Annotated in this window: 12 protein-coding genes; 4 read left to right on the top strand and 8 right to left on the bottom strand. The window is 68.1% G+C overall.

Translation table 11 applies throughout. From position 1 onward, the window contains the following. Nucleotides 1–45: 45 nt before the first annotated feature. From cysD to C8261_RS11995, 4 genes are all read right to left on the bottom strand, one after another. A complete protein-coding gene (cysD, locus tag C8261_RS12010) occupies nt 46–981 on the bottom strand; it encodes a sulfate adenylyltransferase subunit CysD (protein WP_107493961.1) in 936 nt (311 codons plus the stop codon). A gap of 145 nt (nt 982–1,126) precedes the next feature. After that, complete coding sequence (locus tag C8261_RS12005; protein ID WP_107493960.1) at nt 1,127–1,894, bottom strand: phosphoadenylyl-sulfate reductase; 768 nt, start codon at nt 1,892–1,894, stop codon at nt 1,127–1,129. Then, on the bottom strand, nt 1,891–2,430 hold the full coding sequence (locus C8261_RS12000) for a DUF934 domain-containing protein (protein WP_107493959.1): 540 nt from the start codon (nt 2,428–2,430) through the stop codon (nt 1,891–1,893). The genes C8261_RS12005 and C8261_RS12000 overlap by 4 nt, the downstream gene beginning before the upstream one ends. Continuing rightward, nucleotides 2,423–4,117 carry a nitrite/sulfite reductase gene (locus C8261_RS11995; RefSeq protein WP_107493958.1) on the bottom strand — a complete coding sequence of 565 codons (1,695 nt, stop codon included), beginning with the start codon at nt 4,115–4,117 and terminating at the stop codon, nt 2,423–2,425. The genes C8261_RS12000 and C8261_RS11995 overlap by 8 nt, the downstream gene beginning before the upstream one ends. A 150-nt stretch (nt 4,118–4,267) precedes the next feature. Here C8261_RS11995 and cysB point away from each other — a divergent pair, with 150 nt between their 5' ends. Then, a complete protein-coding gene (gene cysB, locus C8261_RS11990; RefSeq protein ID WP_107493957.1) occupies nt 4,268–5,209 on the top strand; it encodes an HTH-type transcriptional regulator CysB in 942 nt (313 codons plus the stop codon). A 50-nt stretch (nt 5,210–5,259) separates the two neighbouring features. On the opposite strand, the gene C8261_RS17345 is transcribed toward cysB, so the two are convergent. The 4 genes from C8261_RS17345 to C8261_RS11970 form a co-directional block, all read right to left on the bottom strand. Then, nucleotides 5,260–7,338: a diguanylate cyclase gene (locus C8261_RS17345; RefSeq protein WP_181358937.1), complete on the bottom strand. Its 2,079-nt coding sequence runs from the start codon at nt 7,336–7,338 to the stop codon at nt 5,260–5,262. Beyond that, nucleotides 7,335–8,246 carry an ABC transporter substrate-binding protein gene (locus tag C8261_RS11980; protein WP_107493956.1) on the bottom strand — a complete coding sequence of 304 codons (912 nt, stop codon included), beginning with the start codon at nt 8,244–8,246 and terminating at the stop codon, nt 7,335–7,337. The genes C8261_RS17345 and C8261_RS11980 overlap by 4 nt, the downstream gene beginning before the upstream one ends. A 15-nt stretch (nt 8,247–8,261) precedes the next feature. After that, nucleotides 8,262–10,298 (bottom strand): TonB-dependent receptor plug domain-containing protein, encoded by a 2,037-nt coding sequence (locus C8261_RS11975; RefSeq protein ID WP_181358936.1) that lies wholly within the window; start codon nt 10,296–10,298, stop codon nt 8,262–8,264. Nucleotides 10,299–10,473: 175 nt separating this feature from the next. After that, nucleotides 10,474–11,109: a TetR/AcrR family transcriptional regulator gene (locus C8261_RS11970; RefSeq protein ID WP_107493954.1), complete on the bottom strand. Its 636-nt coding sequence runs from the start codon at nt 11,107–11,109 to the stop codon at nt 10,474–10,476. A 177-nt stretch (nt 11,110–11,286) separates the two neighbouring features. Between C8261_RS11970 and C8261_RS11965 the strand changes: the two genes are divergently transcribed. Genes C8261_RS11965 through C8261_RS11955 form a run of 3 tightly spaced genes read left to right on the top strand, consistent with a single transcriptional unit; the run spans nt 11,287 to nt 17,005 of the window. Then, entirely contained in the window at nt 11,287–12,441 is a 1,155-nt protein-coding gene (locus C8261_RS11965) for an efflux RND transporter periplasmic adaptor subunit (protein WP_107493953.1), read from the top strand. A gap of 11 nt (nt 12,442–12,452) precedes the next feature. Further along, complete coding sequence (locus C8261_RS11960; protein ID WP_107493952.1) at nt 12,453–15,611, top strand: efflux RND transporter permease subunit; 3,159 nt, start codon at nt 12,453–12,455, stop codon at nt 15,609–15,611. Next, nucleotides 15,608–17,005, top strand: a complete 1,398-nt coding sequence (locus C8261_RS11955) for an efflux transporter outer membrane subunit (RefSeq protein ID WP_107493951.1) — start codon at nt 15,608–15,610, stop codon at nt 17,003–17,005. The genes C8261_RS11960 and C8261_RS11955 overlap by 4 nt, the downstream gene beginning before the upstream one ends. Nucleotides 17,006–17,008: the final 3 nt, after the last annotated feature.

Raw genomic sequence — 17,008 nt, 5'->3', positions numbered from 1 at the left:
CCCATCCCCACCCCAACCCTCCCCTTGAAGGGGAGGGAGCCATAGTCAGAAATACCCTTCCTTCTTGCGCTGTTCCATCGACGCTTCCGAGGTCTGGTCGTCCAGTCGCGTGGCGCCGCGTTCGGTGATGGTCGTGGTGGCGGTTTCGACCACGATCTTCTCCACGGTGTCGGCGTCGGAGTCCACCGGGGCGGTGCAGGAGATGTCGCCGACGGTGCGGAAGCGCACCCGGCGCTCGACGATCTCTTCGCCGGGCCTGGGCAGGTTGGTCAGTTCGCCGGAGACCAGCGGCACGTTCACCGGCACGATCGCGCCCTGGCGGATCACCACCGGGCGGGTGTGGGCGAAGTAGATTGACGGCAGCTCCAGCTGCTCGCGGGCGATGTACTGCCACACGTCCATCTCGGTCCAGTTGCTGATCGGGAAGGCGCGGATGTTCTCGCCCTTGTGGCTGCGTGCGTTGTAGAGGTTCCACAGCTCGGGGCGCTGGTTCTTCGGGTCCCATTGGCCGAACTCGTCGCGGAAACTCATGATGCGTTCCTTGGCGCGCGCCTTCTCCTCGTCGCGCCGGGCGCCGCCGATGCAGGCATCGAAGCCGAATTCCTCGATGGCTTCGAGCAGGGTCACCGACTGGTGCTTGTTGCGCGACTCACCCGGGTGCTTGAGCACCACGGTCCCGCGCGCCATCGAGTCCTCCACCGAGCGCACGACCAGGCGCTCGCCCAGTTCGGCGGCGCGCTTGTCGCGGAAGGCGACCACTTCCGGGTAGTTGTGCCCGGTGTCGATGTGCATCAGCGGAAAGGGGAAGCGCCCCGGGCGGAAGGCCTTTTCGGCCAGGCGCAGCAGGCAGATCGAATCCTTGCCGCCGGAGAACAGCAGCACCGGGTTGGCGCACTGGCCGGCCACTTCGCGCAGGATGTGGATGGCTTCGGCTTCCAGCCAGTCGAGGTGGGAGAGGGTCTGTTTGGTCAGCGTGGACATGACGGTCTTCTTAGCGGCTAGTCTGTTTGGCAGGATGTGTGCGGAAAGCCCGCAACGCGGCGCGCAGGCCGGCGCGCAGCGCGTTCAGGCGGTGCTGCAGGCCGCGCCGGGGAAGGTTCTGATGTGGCTGTCGTGTGCTCATGACTTACCCTTTCTTGACGTGCAGGCCACATTCCTTGCTGGCCGGGTCCTCCCACCACCAGCGCCCGGCGCGCACATCCTCGCCGAGCGCGATCGCGCGGGTACAGGGGGCGCAGCCGATGCTGGGATAGAACTGGTCGTGCAGCGCGTTGCAGGGCAGCTCATGGATGCGGATGCAGGCCCACACCTCGGCCTCGCTCCAGTCGGCCAGCGGGTTGAGCTTCTCCAGCCCGTTGGCGGCGTCGAACTCGCGCAGCGCAAGCCCGCTGCGGGTCACCGACTGGGCGGCGCGCAGACCGGTGATCCAGGCCTTCTTGCCGGCCAGCGCGCGGCGCAGCGGTTCCATCTTGCGCACGCCGCAGCAGGCCTTGCGCAGCTCGACCGAGTCGTAGAAGGCGTTGATGCCGTGGCTGCGCACGAAGTTTTCCACCGCGGTGGCGTCGGGGAAATACACCTTGAGTTTCGTGCCGTAGCGCTGCTCGACCTCGCCCATCAGCGTGTAGGTCTCGGCCGGCAGGCGGCCGGTGTCGAGCGAGAAGATCTCGATCGGCAGGCGATTGGTCAGGATCAGGTCGGTGAGCACCATGTCCTCGGCGCCGAAGCTGTTGGCGAAGGTGAGTTCGCCAGCGCCGCCGAATTCGGCCACCGCGTCGCGCAGCAGGGCCACTGCCGCTGCGGCCTTGCGCTCGACGGCGGCGCGCAATGCGTCGGTCAGTTCCGGGCGGGTGGCCGGGTTGGTCGCCGCAGGGCGCAGCAGGGAGACGGTGCTCATGCGCGCACCTCGCGGCGCACGCGGCGGAACAGCGGCTCGGCGCGGTCCACCGCGCCCTGGTAGGGCTCGGAGAAATCCGCAAGGCTCGCCAGCGCGGCCTGCAGTTGCTCCACGCTGTACCTGCCCGGCTGCGGCTGGATGACGTCGAAGCCGCAGCGCAGGTAGAAGAAGAACTGGTCGCGCAGTACGTTGCCGATGGCGCGCAGCTCGCCGCCGTAGCCCAGGCGGGCGCGCAGCAAGGTGGCGATGGAGTAGCCACGGCCGTCGGCGAACCTGGGGAAGTCGACCGCGACGAGCTGCAGGCGCACCAGGTCGTCGGCCAGCAGCGCCGGGTCGTCGCCGCCGGCCAGCCACACCCCCAGCACGCCGGCTTCGGCACGCGCGGCGAGTTTGTCGCGCTGCGCGTGCCACACGGCGAACGGCACGATCCAGCGCCCGTGTTCCACTTCCACGGTGGCGGCGTCCTGGCCTTCGGCCAGGTGCAGCACTTCCCAGTCGTCGGCGTGAATGGCGCCGTGCTTGATGATCTCAGCCATTGACCACTTTCCTCTCGTCTTCCAGGCGGGCGGCACGGTCGGCATACACCCGGGTCTTGAACGGTTCGGCGCCCACGCGGCGCACGGTGTCGATGAAGCGCTCGTCTGCATGGCGCAGTTCGAGGTAGACGCTGATGAGCGATTCGACCACGTCAGGCATCTCGTGTGCCGCAAACGACGGGCCGATCACCTTGCCCAGCGCGGTGTCGTTGCCCTGGCTGCCGCCGATGGTGACCTGGTACCACTCCTCGCCGTTCTTATCGACGCCCAGCACGCCGATGTGGCCGACGTGGTGGTGGCCACAGGCGTTCATGCAGCCGGAGATGTTGAGCTCGATCTCGCCGATGTCGAAGAGGTAGTCGAGGTCGTCGAAGCGCGCCTGGATGGCGTTGGCGATCGGGATCGACTTGGCGTTGGCGAGGTTGCAGAAGTCTCCGCCCGGGCAGGCGATGATGTCGGTGAGCAGGCCGATGTTGGGGGTGGCGAGACGCGCGTCGCGCACCTGCTGCCACAGTTCGAAGAGCTCGCTCTGGCGCACGTCGGCCAGCACCAGGTTCTGCTCGTGGGTGACGCGCACTTCGCCGAAGCTGTAGCGCTCGGAGAGTTCGGCCACGCGCTCGAGCTGCTCGGCGCTGATGTCGCCGGGCGCCACGCCGGTGGGCTTGAGCGACAGCACCACGCTGGCGTAGCCCGCGCGCTTGTGGGCGCGCACGTTGCGCTTCGCCCACGCGGCGAAAGGCTTGTTTTCCGCCTTCCGGGCTGCGAAGCCGGCGTCGGCCGCCGGCAGTTCGGCGTACTCGGGGTCGTCGAAGTGCTGCGCCACGCGCGCCACTTCGGCCTCGGTGAGGGTGGCCGGGCCGTCCTTCAGGTGGGCGAACTCCGCGTCCACCTGGCGGCGGAACTCCTCGATGCCGAGCGCCTTCACGAGGATCTTGATGCGCGCCTTGTAGAGGTTGTCGCGCCGGCCGTGCAGGTTGTAGACCCGCAGGATGGCCTCGCAGTAGGACAGCACGTGCTGCCAGGGCACGAAGGCGGCGATCTCCTCGCCGATGACCGGCGTGCGCCCAAGGCCGCCCCCCACCAGCACGCGGAAGCCGATGCGGCCGGCGGCGTCGTGCTTCAGGTCGAGGCCGATGTCGTGGGCCTGGATTACCGCACGGTCCTCGGCGGCCCCATTCACCGCGATCTTGAACTTGCGCGGCAGGAAGGCGAACTCGGGATGGAAGGTGCTCCACTGGCGCACGATCTCGCCCCACGGGCGCGGGTCGATGTGCTCGTCGCCGGCTACCCCGGCAAAGGGGTCGGAGGTGACGTTGCGGATGCAGGCGCCGGAGGTCTGGATGGCGTGCATCTGCACCGTAGCCAGCTCGGCGAGGATTTCCGGCACGTCCTCCAGCTTGGGCCAGTTGAACTGCACGTTCTGGCGGGTGGTGAAGTGGGCGTAGCCGCGGTCGTAGGTGCGCGCGATGTGCGCGAGCTTGCGCACCTGGCCGGCGCGCAGGTTGCCGTAAGGAATGGCGACCCGCAGCATCGGCGCATGGCGCTGGATGTACAGGCCGTTCTGCAGGCGCAGCGGGCGGAACTCGTCGTCGGCGAGTTCGCCTGCCAGGTAGCGGCGGGTCTGGTCGCGGAATTGCGCGACGCGCTCGTCCACAATGCGTTGATCGTATTCGTCGTACTTGTACATCGCTGCTCTCTGTGCGCCCGGTGGCAGTCCGGGTCGTGGGGATGGTGCAGCGCATCGTAAGGGCAGGGGATAGATGTCGGAAGCGGTTCCGCGTTAGACTCTAAGAACTATGGGTTATTAAGGCGGGCATGCCGCCAACGGAACGCGACGATGAACCTCCAGCAACTGCGCTACGTGCATGAAGTGGCCCGCCACGGGCTCAACGTCTCCGAGGCCGCGGAGGCGCTGTTCACCTCGCAGCCCGGGGTGTCGAAGCAGATCCGCCAGCTCGAATCCGAACTCGGCGTGGAGATCTTCGTGCGCCACGGCAAGCGTCTGGTGGAGATCACCGAACCCGGTCGTGCAGTGCTGGAGATCGTCGGCCGCATGCTGCGTGACATGGACAACCTGCGCCAGGTCGGCGAGGAGTTCAGCAACGAGGCCGCCGGCCGTCTGTCGATTGCCACCACCCACACCCAGGCGCGCTACGCCCTGCCCGGCGTGGTGCGCGAGTTCATGCAGCGCTACCCGCAGGTCAAGCTCGAACTGCATCAGGGCAACCCGCGCCAGGTGTGCGAGATGGTGCTCTCCGGCGAGGCCGACATCGCCATCGCCACCGAAGCCATCGCCGAATTCGACGAACTGGTCACCCTGCCCTGCCAGCAATGGAACCGCTGCATCATCGCCCCGCAGCGCCACCCCATCCTGCAGGCCAGCCCGCTCAGCCTCGAAGAGATCGCGCGCTGGCCCATCGTCACCTACGACTTCGCCTTCACCGGGCGCAACCAGATCAACAAGGCCTTCCTCGGCCGCGGGCTGAAAGCCAATGTGGTGCTCACCGCGATCGACTCGGACGTGATCAAGACCTACGTCGGCATGGGCCTGGGCATCGGCATCCTGGCGCGCATGGCCTACGACCCGGCGGTAGACAAGAACCTCGGCATGCTGGATGCCGCCCACCTCTTCGAATCCAGCACCACCCGCATCGGCATCCCGCGCAAGGCCTGGCTGCGTGGCTATGTATATGCCTTCATCGAACTCTTCGCGCCGCACCTGAACCGGCGCATCGTCGAGGCCGCGCTGGCGGGCGGGGGGACGGATCCGGGGCTCTGAGCTCGTGGCAGGCTGCGCAACGACAGCGCGGTCCGGCCGCGGGCCCTGCTTCAGCCGCCGCGCTTGTCCAGCGGTGCGGGGGTGGCCAGCGCGAAGCCCTGGGCGTGGTCGAAGCCGTATTCGGCAAGGGCGTTGCGGAACAGTTCGTCTTCAACCTCCGAAGCCACTGCAGGAATGGCCAGCGCGCTGGCCATGCTGCACAAGGCCTGGGCGAGGTTGCAGCCGGCCTCCATGCCGTAGCTCTCGGCCAGCGCCTTGAGGCTGATCTTGACGTAGTCGGGGCGCAGGTTGGAGAGCAGGGTCGAGGAGCTGCCGTCGATGCGTTCGAGGCCGACGCGATAGCCCGCGGTGCGCGCCGCGCGGACGAAATCGGCGCTTTCCCGGGGATACTGCTCGGCGGTGGCGGCGGGAAACTCGAGGGCGATCTGCGTCGGATGGATGCCGTGGGCGCGCAGGTTGACGCCGAGTTCGGCGAGATACTCGCTGGCGTTGAGCACCGAGGCGCGGGTGAGGTTGAGGGCGATGCCGCGTTCGGCGGCATCCGCTTCGGCCAGTTCTGCCCCCAGGGTGGCGCAGGCCTGCGCAGCAACCCACAGATCGAGGGCGAGCCCGGCCCGTTTGCCCTCCAGGCGTTCGAGGAGGCTTGAGGCGGACTGCAGTTCGCCGTCGGCACCGTGTTCGCGCAACAGCACCTCCTGCCAGCTGCCGCGGCCGGCGGCGTTGATCGGGACGATCGGTTGCCCGTGCAGGGTGAGCTTGTCGAAGGGGATGGGCTCGCTGATGCCGCGCGCCCCTGCCGGTGCAGTGCCCGGATCGGTAAAGCCGTGATCGTGCTCGATGATGCGGTTGCGGCCGGCCTTCTTGGCGGCATAGCAGGCCAGATCGGCGGCCACCAGGACATCGGAGGCGCTGTCGAGGCTGCCGTCGATGCGCACCAGGCCGATGCTGGCACCGACGGTGAAGCGCCGTTCTTCCCAGGTGAAGCGCAGCGAGGCCACCGCTTCGCGCAGATCCTCGGCGATGCGTCGAGCTTCCTCGGTGCCGCAGCCATGCAGGATGAGGGCGAACTCGTCGCCACCGATGCGGCACAGCAGATCGTCGCCGCGCACGCGCTGGCGAATCATGCGGGCGATGCGGCGGAGCAGCTCGTCGCCGGCGGCATGGCCGCAGGTGTCGTTGACGATCTTGAAGCGGTCGAGGTCGATGAAGCACAGCGTGTCACGATCGCCGGCGCGCCGCGAGCCGTTCACCGAGGACTCCAGGGCCTGCTCGAAGGCGCGGCGGTTGGGCAGGCCGGTGAGGGGGTCGTGCATGGCCTGGTGGGCAAGCTGCGCGGTGGCTTCGTCGACCTTGCTCTGCAGGGTCTGCTGGGCCTCGGCAATCGCCGCCGCCATGGTGTTGAAGCCGCCCTGCAGCGCGCGCAGCTCGGGGAGTCTGGCGTTGTCGGCAATGCGGATGTCGAGCTTGCCGCGCGCCATGTCGCCCACCGCGCCGGCCAGCTCGCCAAGCGGGTGGGTCACCGCGCGCGCCAGGCGTACCGCCAGCCAGGCGGTGAACAGCAGGCCGACGACGACGATGGTAACCGTAGTGAGCACGATGTTGCGCTTGATGGCTTCCAGGGCGCGGGTGTCGAGCTCCACATAGACCCAGCCGATACGCCCTTCCGGTGCGGGTTCGGGAAAACCGAATTCGAGCGCGGAGACTTCGTCGAGGCGCAGTGGCGCGGCCTCCACCGGCGCACTGAGGGCGAGCCGCTGCTGGCCGGCGGCGCTGAACTCGGCGCTGGTGACGGTGAACAGCCGCTCGGGTGCGGACAGGCGCAGGCGGCCGTTGACCGCCAGCGTCTCGCCGCTGCGGTCATAGATCGCCACCGCGGCGACATCACGTTGTTCGAGCACCGCATCGACCAGCACCGCGAGGCTGTGGCGATTGCCGGAGATCACCCCGTATTCGGCGGCAGGAGCGAGGAAGCTGACGATGGCCAGGCCGCGCTCGCGCAGGGCGTTCTCGGTGGCCGTGGTGGCGCGTGTGGCGAACAGGCCGGCTACGGCACTGGCGAGCAGGGCCGCCGGCAGCAGCACGACCAGCAGCAGGCGCTGGTGCAGCGTCAGGCGGTAGAGGGGCTTCATTGGCGTTCTCCCGCGCGCAGGGCGTCGAGCAGGGCGGTTTCGTCACCGATGTCGAGGTTGAGGGCGCGCGCCACCTGGCGGTTGATGGCGATGTCGAAGCTGCGCGGGGCGCGTACCGCGGGCAGGCGCAGGGGGGTGGTGGAGCCGTCCAGCCAAGCCACCAGCTCGGCGGCAATGTCGGCCGGTGTGCTGAACACCGCGGCCAGCGCGCCGGCGTCCACGTAGGCCTGCGAGTAGGCAAAGACCGGACGCTGGTAGCGATAGCTGCCGAGCAGGATGGCGCGTGCCGCGGTGGGGCTGGAAACGAGCGGATCGGGCAGGGCGATCAGGACGTCGGCACTGCGCAGCACCCGTTCGAGGGCCTGCGGCAGGTCGTTGGCAGTGGTCAGGCGCTGCCCGACCAGTCTCACGCCGGTGTTCGCGGCGGCGCCTTCCAGGGCACTCTCCAGGGTGGCAGTGGCGGGGCCGAAGAGCACGCCGACGCGCGTGGCGTCCGGCAGAACAGTGCGTACCAGGGCAAGCTGGCGTTCGGCAGGCTGGTCGAGGACGATGGCCGAGACGGTGGCCTCGGGGTTGCGCTGGCGGATGGTTTCGAACTGGTTGCGGGCGATCATCACCGCGACGGTAGGGCGGCGGCTGCCTTGCAGGACGGCTTCCAGTGCCGGGCTGCCGGCGGCGACGACAAGGGCAGCGCGGTTGATGAGCTGCTGGTCGAGACCCTCCCCGGGCGTGCCCGCGTGCACGATGCGGTGCCCGCCGCGTTCTCCGAGCGTGCGCAGGGCCTCGGTAAAAGCCTGGTAGGCGCCGCCTTGCTGCGAGAGCACCACGGCGATTTCGTGGGCGCTCGTCGCAGGGGCCCACAGTGCACTCAGCAGGAACAGCGCGAGGAGGCGGAGTGGGCGGATCATCGATGGCGCCCGGACTCAGAGGTCCAGGCTGAGGGTAACCCAGTGGCGGCGCTCGACGATGCGCTCCATGCGCTCTTCGGCATGACGGCCGTCGATGGACTGCATGGTGTAGGCGAGCTCGCCGCGCCGTGCGCCATTCCGGAACGTGTAGGCGACCCGTGCGTCAGTGCGGTTATAAGGTTCGGCATCGGTGTTGCGAGTCCATTTGATCTCGCGAACGCGGTAGTAAGCCACGGAGAAGTCAAATCCGCCGGGAAGGGCCTGCATCCATAGCAATGAGCTAGACCGCCGGGGTGCAGAGTTCTCCGACAGTTCGTTGTATTGGGCCACCCGGCCGCTGAAGTTGTTTCCGGGCGCGACGGCCAGCCATTGCCCGACCGGGCTCAGCATCGCGTCGATACGTATGCTGGCATGATTGAACTGCAGGCGGGTGCCGTCGAATGGTTGCCACTTCCACTGAAACTCGTACCCGCGCAGCTCAAGGTCATGAACGTTCTGGACGGTATATCCCGGCACGGCCGAGGGGCGAATGCGCATGATCTGGCGGTCGAAGACCTGCTCGCGGAAATGGCGCACGTCCAGGCTCATGCGCCATGCACGCCAGTCACCGAGATAGCCGACTTCGACGCTTTTCAGCCGCTCTGCTGGAAGATCGGGGTTGCCCACCCATTCCATCGTTGCGGGGGTTGCACGCTGATAGGCCTTGTAGTCGAGCGTGCTGGGCGTGCGCCAGGCGCGGGCGTAGCCCAGGCGCAGGGTGTTCTCCTGATCAATGTGCAGGTTGATGCTGGCGCGCGGGGCGAAGTGGGAGCCGGCGATTGAGTCGTACTCTTCTGACAGTCCGGCATTGAGCGTCAGCCAGTGCGTCGGCCGCCAGTCACCATTGGCAAAGACACGGCCGATGTTGCGCGTGACCTTGCCCATGCCATAGAGCATGGTGCTCGAATCGTAAGTGTCACGGCGCCAGCTTGCACCCCAAGCCAGGCGGGTGTTCGCGGAAGGCAGGAAGGTGTGCAGGGCCTCGATCTCGTGGCGTGTGCCGCGGCCGCCATAGGGGTTGGTCTTGCCCAGGGTTGGATGCACAAAGCTGTTGTCGAGCGTATCCGCACTATAGGTATAGCGTAGAGCAAAGTCCGCGAAGTCGGCGTAGCTGTGCAGCCAGCGCGCCTGAAGCCAGGTAGACGCCTGGTCAAGATTGCGCAGGGGGTTGTCCGCCTCCGGGGCTCCCGAGGCACGGATAACCCTGCCGGTAAGCTGGCGACTTTCGGCACGGCCAAAGCTGAACTCCAGATAGTCATGCTGACCAAGCTGGAAATCGCTGCGCACATCCAGCGTGCGCGTGCGGTTTGAGGTGCGCCAGTTTGCTCCGACCGGGTGAGGGTCCAGACGGTGATCGAGACCGTCGTCACGTCTTTCCTGAAGCGTGAGGCGGAAGTTACCTGCTTCGCCCAGCGCCCCGCCGGTGCGCAGCGTGTGGTCGCGCACGCCCTGGTTGCCGTTGCTGGCGGCCAGCGACAGCCCGCGCACCAGTGCCGGTTCGCGGGTGACGATATTGATGACGCCGAGGAAGGCATTGGTGCCGTAGGCCGTGGTGTTGGAGCCGCGCACCACCTCGATGCGCTCGATGTCCTCCAGCGCCACCGGCACCAGCTCCCAGTTCATGCCGCTGGAGAACAGCGGCGAGTGCAGTGAGCGGCCATCGATGAGGACCTGGGTGCGCGCGGCGTAATCCTGGTCGGTGATGCCGTGGTAGTGCACCGCGACGGGTTTGTCGCTGCCCGCAAAGGTCTGGAAGCCGGGCACAAGGCGGAACACGTCGCTGAGGGCGCGCGCGCCGGAGGCGCGGATGGTGGCGCGGTCGATCACCGTCACCGCGCTGGGGGCGTCGGCGAGGCGCTGCGGCAGGCGGCTGACCGAGGCGACGATGGGCAGCTCGCTGAAGAACAGGTCGTCGCTGGCCGGGGCGGGGCCGGCTACGGTGATGCCGACGAGCGCGGCTACTGCCGGTGGCAGGGCGGGGCGGATGTGGCGGCAGGGTGTGGGCGGAGGCATTGCGGGAGGCGGCTGATCCTGTTCGGAAGCCAGCTTTGCACGCTCCTTGATCCGGGTCAAGGGTACTTGTCGCCACATTCCCCAATGGCGGGAAAACCCTTAGCACTGCTGGGGTTATGCTTCATTGAGGGGGTGCGGTGCGGGTGTTACCTGTCCCGCATGCGGGTACACCCCCTCAGGGTTTCCCGGGGCCCAGCGGCGAAGGCGTCTTGACGAGGTCGAGGATGACCTTCGAGAACAGCGCGAGGAGCGCCGCGCTGGGTTCGCCGGGATTGCGCACCGAGCGCACCAGCAGGCCGTCGTAGAGGGTGGCGAAGAACTCCACCAGACCCTCTATCCAGGCTTCGTCGGTGTCGAGACCGAGGCTGCGGCGCATCTCGCGTACGGTGACCACCATGCTGTCGTGGCAGCAGCGTTCGGCATCGCGGACGATCTCTGCGACGCGCGGGTTGCGCGAGCCCTCGGCGACGATCTCCAGCCTCAGCGCGGCGGTGTCGGGGTCGAGGTTCTCATGCACGCCCTCGGCCGCGCACTGCGCCAGGGTCTGCTCGATGTCCTCGGCGGCGCGCAATTCCGCGGTCATGGTGAGCAGGCGGCTGAGATCCTGTTCGACAATCGCGGCGATGATCGCCTCCTTGTTGTCGAAGTAGTGATAGATGTGTCCGGCGCTCATGCCGGCCTGACGGCAGATCTGCGAAATGCTGGCGCCGTGGAAGCCATGGCGGCGGAAACAGTCGCGCGCAGCACCGAGGATCTGCGCACGTCGGGCTTCGCTGCGTGACGATTCGGGGCTGTTACAGGCGGCATTCATCGATGGGTTCCGTGAAGCGAGAAGGAAGCGGGTTTTTGAGCTTGCGGGATGCCTGAGCGTAACATAGAATGAGCGTTCGAACTAGAACGAACGTTCTACCCATACAAGCCATCGACCGGCTGCGCTCGGGCCACGAGCCCGCGTCAGCCGGTCACCCATTCGCGAGAGGTTTTCCCGATGCAGATCAATCACAGCCGGCGGCCAGCGGCCCTTGTCCTGGTGCTCGTCCTTGCCGGCGGTCTCGCCGCGTGCGGCAAGGAGACCCCTCCGCAGGCGAACGCCGGCGCCGCACCGCTGGTGGCGGTGCATGAGGTGCAGGCCGGTGCGGTGCCGCTGGTGATGGAGCTGCCGGGGCGCACGGTGGCATACCAGGTTGCCGAGGTCCGTCCGCAGGTCGGCGGCATCGTCAAGCAGCGCGCCTTCCGTGAAGGCGCCGAGGTCAAGGCCGGCGAGCTGCTCTACCAGATCGATCCGGCCACCTACCAGGCTGCCTATGACAGCGCCGCGGCCGGACTGGCCCGTGCGGAAGCCAGTCTCTACGCCGCGCGCCTGAAGGCCGAGCGCTATGCCGGACTGGTGGGCATCGAGGCGGTCAGCAAGCAGGCCAACGACGAGGCCCAGGCGGCCTACAAGCTTGCCGAGGCGGAAGTCGCCGCGGCGCGCGCAGCGCTCGACAAGGCCCGCGTGGACCTTGCCTACACCCGTGTCAGCGCGCCCATTGGCGGGCGTGCCGGGCGCTCCGCGGTGACCCCGGGGGCGCTGGTCACCGCCAACCAGGCCGAGGCGCTGGTAACGGTGCGTCAGCTTGACCCGATCTACGTCGATCTCACCCAGTCGAGCGCCGAGTTGCTGCGCCTGCGCCGCGAGATCGAATCCGGACGCGTGCAGCGCGATGGCGCCGCGGCGCTGCCGGTGCGCCTGCTGCTCGAAGATGGCAGCGAGTATGCCGCTGCCGGCACCCTGGCCTTTGCCGAAGTGTCGGTGGACGAGGGCACCGGCAGTGTCACCCTGCGTGCGCAGTTCCCCAATCCGGCCGGCGAGCTGCTTCCCGGCATGTACGTGCGTGCGCGCATCGAGCAGGGGATCAAGCACGATGCGGTGCTGGTGCCGCATGCGGCGTTGGGGCGCGACCCCCGGGGCAACGCCACGGTGATGGTGGTCAATGCCGAGAACGTCGTCGAGGCGCGGGTGGTGAAGGCCGAGCGCTCGCTCGGTGACCGCTGGGTGGTCAGCGAGGGCCTCGCCGCGGGCGAGCGGGTGATCGTCGAAGGGCTGCAGTTCGTCCGCCCCGGCGCGCCCGTGAGCGTGGCGCCCGCCGGCGCGGCCGGTTGAGGGGCACAGACATGGCTCGCTTCTTCATTGACCGCCCCATCTTCGCGTGGGTCATCGCCATCGTCATCATGCTGGCGGGGGCCTTGTCCATCCTCACCCTGCCGGTGTCGCAGTATCCCCCCATCGCCCCGCCGGCGATCGTCATCAACGCCAGTTACCCGGGGGCCTCGGCGAAGGCGGTGGAGGATTCCGTCACCCAGGTCATCGAGCAGAAGCTCACCGGTCTCGATGGGCTGCTGTACATGAACTCGACCAGCGATTCGTACGGCAACGCGTCGATCACGCTGACCTTCGATGCCGACGTCGACCCCGATACCGCCCAGCTGCAGGTGCAGAACAAGCTGCAGCTGGCGCTCCCGCTGCTGCCGCAGGCCGTGCAGCAGCAGGGCGTGCAGGTCGCCAAGTCGGCGCGCAACTTCCTCATGGTGGTCGGCTTCGTGTCCGCCGACGGCAGTCAGAACCAGTACGACCTCTCCGACTTCGTTGCCTCCACGGTGCAGGACCCGCTGTCGCGGGTCACCGGGGTAGGCGAGGTCACCGTGTTCGGCTCGCAGTACGCCATGCGCGTCTGGCTCGATCCAGCCGCGCTGGTCAACTACCGGCTGACCCCGGGTGACGTGCGCAATGCCATCACGGCGCAGAACGCGCAGGTCTCCGCAGGTCAGCTGGGCGGCACCCCGGCGCTGCCGGGGCAGGGCTTCACGGCTACCATCACCGCGCAGAGCCGCCTGCAGACGGTCGCCGAATTCGAGCAGATCCTGCTGCGCAGCAGCACGCAGGGCGGCGAAGTGCGTCTGAAGGACGTTGCCCGCGTCGAGATCGGCGCCGAGAACTACGGCACCGTGGCGCGCTACAACGGCCAGCCCGCGGCCGGCGTCGGCATCCGCCTGGCCTCGGGGGCCAATGCGCTGGAGACGGCGGACGCCGTACGCGCCGCCCTCGCCGACATGCAGCGCTATTTCCCGCAGGGGGTGGAGGTGGTGATCCCCTACGACACCACGCCCTTCGTGCGTCTGTCCATCCAGTCGGTGGTGCAGACCCTGGTCGAGGCGGTGATCCTGGTGTTCCTGGTGATGTACCTCTTCCTGCAGAACTTCCGTGCCACGCTGATCCCCACCATCGCCATTCCGGTGGTTCTGTTGGGCACCTTCGGCATCATGGCGGCCTTCGGCTTCTCCATCAACACGCTGACCATGTTCGGCATCGTGCTCGCCATCGGTCTGCTGGTGGACGACGCCATCGTCGTGGTGGAGAACGTCGAGCGGGTGATGAGCGAGGAAGGCTTGCCGCCCAAGGAAGCCACCCGGCGCTCGATGGACCAGATCACCAGCGCACTGGTCGGCATCGGCCTGGTGCTCTCCGCGGTGTTCGTGCCGATGGCCTTCTTCGGTGGCTCCACCGGGGTCATCTACCGCCAGTTCTCGATCACCATCGTCTCGGCGATGGCGCTCTCCGTGCTGGTGGCGATCATCTTCACCCCGGCACTGTGCGCCACCATGCTGAAGCCGGTGCACAAGGGCCACGAACCCGGTGAAGGCGGTCTCTTCGGGCGTTTCTTCCACTGGTTCAACACCAAGTTCAGCAACGGCACGCGGCGCTACGAATCCGCCGTCGGCGTCATCCTGCGTCGCAGCGGGCGCTTTGCGGTGATCTACCTCGTCATCGTCGCGGTGCTCGCGCTGCTGATGATGCGCATGCCTTCCTCCTACCTGCCCGACGAGGACCAGGGGGTGATGTTCAACCAGGTCATGCTGCCCGCCGGGGCCACCCAGGAGCGTACCCTTGAGGTGCTGAAGAAGGTCGAGCAGCACTTTCTCGAGAACGAGCGCGATACCGTGCGTTCCATCTTCACCGTCGCCGGCTTCTCCTTCGGCGGCAGCGGCCAGCACATGGGCATCGGCTTCGTCAATCTGCGTGACTGGAGCGAACGGCGCGGCCCTGGCATGAAGGTGCAGGAGGTGGCCGGTCGCGCGATGGGCGCCTTTGCGCAGATCCGCGAGGCGATGGTGTTTGCCTTCGTGCCCCCGGCGGTGCTCGAACTGGGCACCTCCAGCGGCTTCACCGTGCAGCTGCAGGACCGCGCGGGGCTCGGCCACGAGGCCCTGGTCGGCGCGCGCAACCAGCTTCTCGGCATGGCCGCACAGGACCCGCGCCTGGTCGGCGTACGCCCCAATGGCCAGGAGGACATGCCGGAGTTCGAGCTGCTCATCGACCACGCCAAGGCCGGCGCGCTGGGCGTCAGCGTGGCCGACATCAATGACACCCTGGCCACCGCCTGGGGTGGCAGCTACATCAATGACTTCATTGACCGCGGCCGCATCAAGAAGGTCTATGTGCAGGCCGATGCCCATGCGCGCATGACGCCGGAGGATCTCGACAAGTGGTACGTGCGCAACGCGCAGGGGCGGATGGTGCCGTTCTCGTCCTTCACCACCGCGCAATGGACCTATGGCTCGCCGCGCCTGGAACGCTTCAACGGCCAGCCCTCGGTCGAGGTGCAGGGGCAGGCCGCAGCGGGCCTGTCCTCCGGTGAAGCGATGACGGCGATCGAGGAGATCATCGCCCAGTTGCCGGCCGGCATCGGCTACGCGTGGTCGGGCACCTCCTACGAGGAGCGGCGCTCGGGTGCGCAGGCGCCGGCGCTCTACGCGCTCTCCATCCTGGTCATCTTCCTCTGCCTGGCAGCGCTCTACGAGAGCTGGTCGGTGCCCTTCGCGGTGATGCTGGTGGTGCCGCTCGGCGTGCTCGGCGCGGTGCTCGCAGCGACCGGACGCGGGCTGCCCAACGACATCTACTTCCAGGTCGGCCTGCTCGCCACCATCGGCCTGGCGTCGAAGAACGCCATCCTCATCGTCGAGTTTGCCAAGGCGCTGATGGCCGAGGGCCGTGACGCGGTGTCGGCGACCCTGGAAGCGGCGCGCATGCGCCTGCGTCCGATCATCATGACCTCGCTGGCCTTCGGTTTCGGTGTGGTGCCGCTGGCCATTGCCACCGGCGCCGGTTCCGGCAGCCAGAACGCCATCGGCACCGGTGTGCTCGGCGGCACCATCGCCGGCACCCTGCTGGGGATCTTCTTCGTGCCGCTGTTCTACGTGCTGATCAAGCGGTTCTTCAAGGACAAACCGGCCGACGACGAGCGTGCCGCGCAACCGCAGGAGGTCCGTCAATGAGCCGGCTCCGTATCCTTGCCGTGGCGCTTGCCGCCGCCGGCCTGAGCGCCTGCACCACGCTGGCGCCCGATTACCAGCGCCCTGCCGCCCCGGTAGCGGCGGCGTGGCCTGCAGCTGGCGCTGCCGCCGACACCGTGGCGGCTGACAGTGCCTGGCGTGAGCTGTATGTCGATGAACGCCTGCAGGCGCTCATCGAGCGCGCCCTCGAACACAACCGCGACCTGCGCGTGGCCGCGCTCAACATCGAGGCCGCGCGTGCGCAGTACGGCATCCAGCGTGCCGACCAGCTGCCGTCACTGGCGCTGGGGGCGACGCAGAATGCGCAGCGCGTGCCGGGCGATCTCAACAGCAGCGGCGAGTCCATGGTCTCGCGGCAGTATGCGGTAACGCTCGGCATCACCTCCTGGGAGCTGGACTTCTTCGGCCGCGTGCGCAGCCTGCGCGACGCCGCGCTGGAGCAATACCTCGCCAGCGAGCAGGCGCATCGCAGCGCGCGCATCAGTCTGGTTGCCGAAGTCGCCGCGGCGTGGCTGCAACTGGCGGCCGAGGGCGACACCCATGCCCTCGCCGCGCACACCGTGGAGACCCGTGAAAGCGCGCTGCGGCTGATCCGCGCCAGCCATGATGCCGGTGTTGCCGGCGCCCTTGAGCTGCGCCAGTCGGAGGGCGAGCTGGCGCGTGCGCGCGCCGACCTCGCCGCTTCCGCGGCGCGCCTGGCGCGTGCCCGCAACGCCCTGGAGGTGCTGGCCGGAGGTCCGCTGGCGGCGCAGTGGCTGCCGCAGCACCTGCACGGCGACGCCGCGCGGTTGGCCGAATTGCCTGCCGGGCTGCCCGCGGAGGTGCTCGCCAGCCGTCCGGACGTCAGTGCCGCCGAGCATCGCCTGCGTGCCGCCAATGCCAACATCGGCGCGGCGCGCGCAGCCTTCTTTCCGCGCATCACCCTGACCGCCAGCAGCGGCAGCGCCAGCGCGGGCCTGAGCGGCCTGTTCGAAGGCGGTTCGCGGGCGTGGAGCTTCGTGCCGCAGTTGACCCTGCCGATCTTCGAGGCTGGCCGCCTGGCTGCCAGTCTCGATCTCGCCGAGGTTCGCCGCGACATCGCCGTTGCCGAGTACGAGAAGGCCGTCCAGCAGGCCTTCCGCGAGGTCGCCGATGCGCTGGCCGAGCGTGACAGCGCGGTGGCCACGGTGGCGGCGCGCAGTGCGGTGGCGGAGGCCGCCGCAGCGAGCCTGAAGCTCGCCGAGGCGCGCTACGAGGCCGGCGTGGATGGCTTCCTGGTCCTCCTCGACGCCCAGCGCACCCACTACACTGCCGAGCAGGAGCTCATCGCCGCCCGTCTCGCGGAGGCTTCCAGCCGTGTCACCGCCTACAAGGTGCTGGGTGGCGGGTGGCAGTAAGTG

The sequence above is a fragment of the Pseudothauera lacus genome, from assembly GCF_003034845.1.
GTDB classification, from domain to species: Bacteria; Pseudomonadota; Gammaproteobacteria; order Burkholderiales; family Rhodocyclaceae; genus Pseudothauera; species Pseudothauera lacus.
The sequence above is the reverse complement of the archived record's forward strand: the minus strand, read 5'-3'. Positions and strand labels throughout refer to the sequence as shown.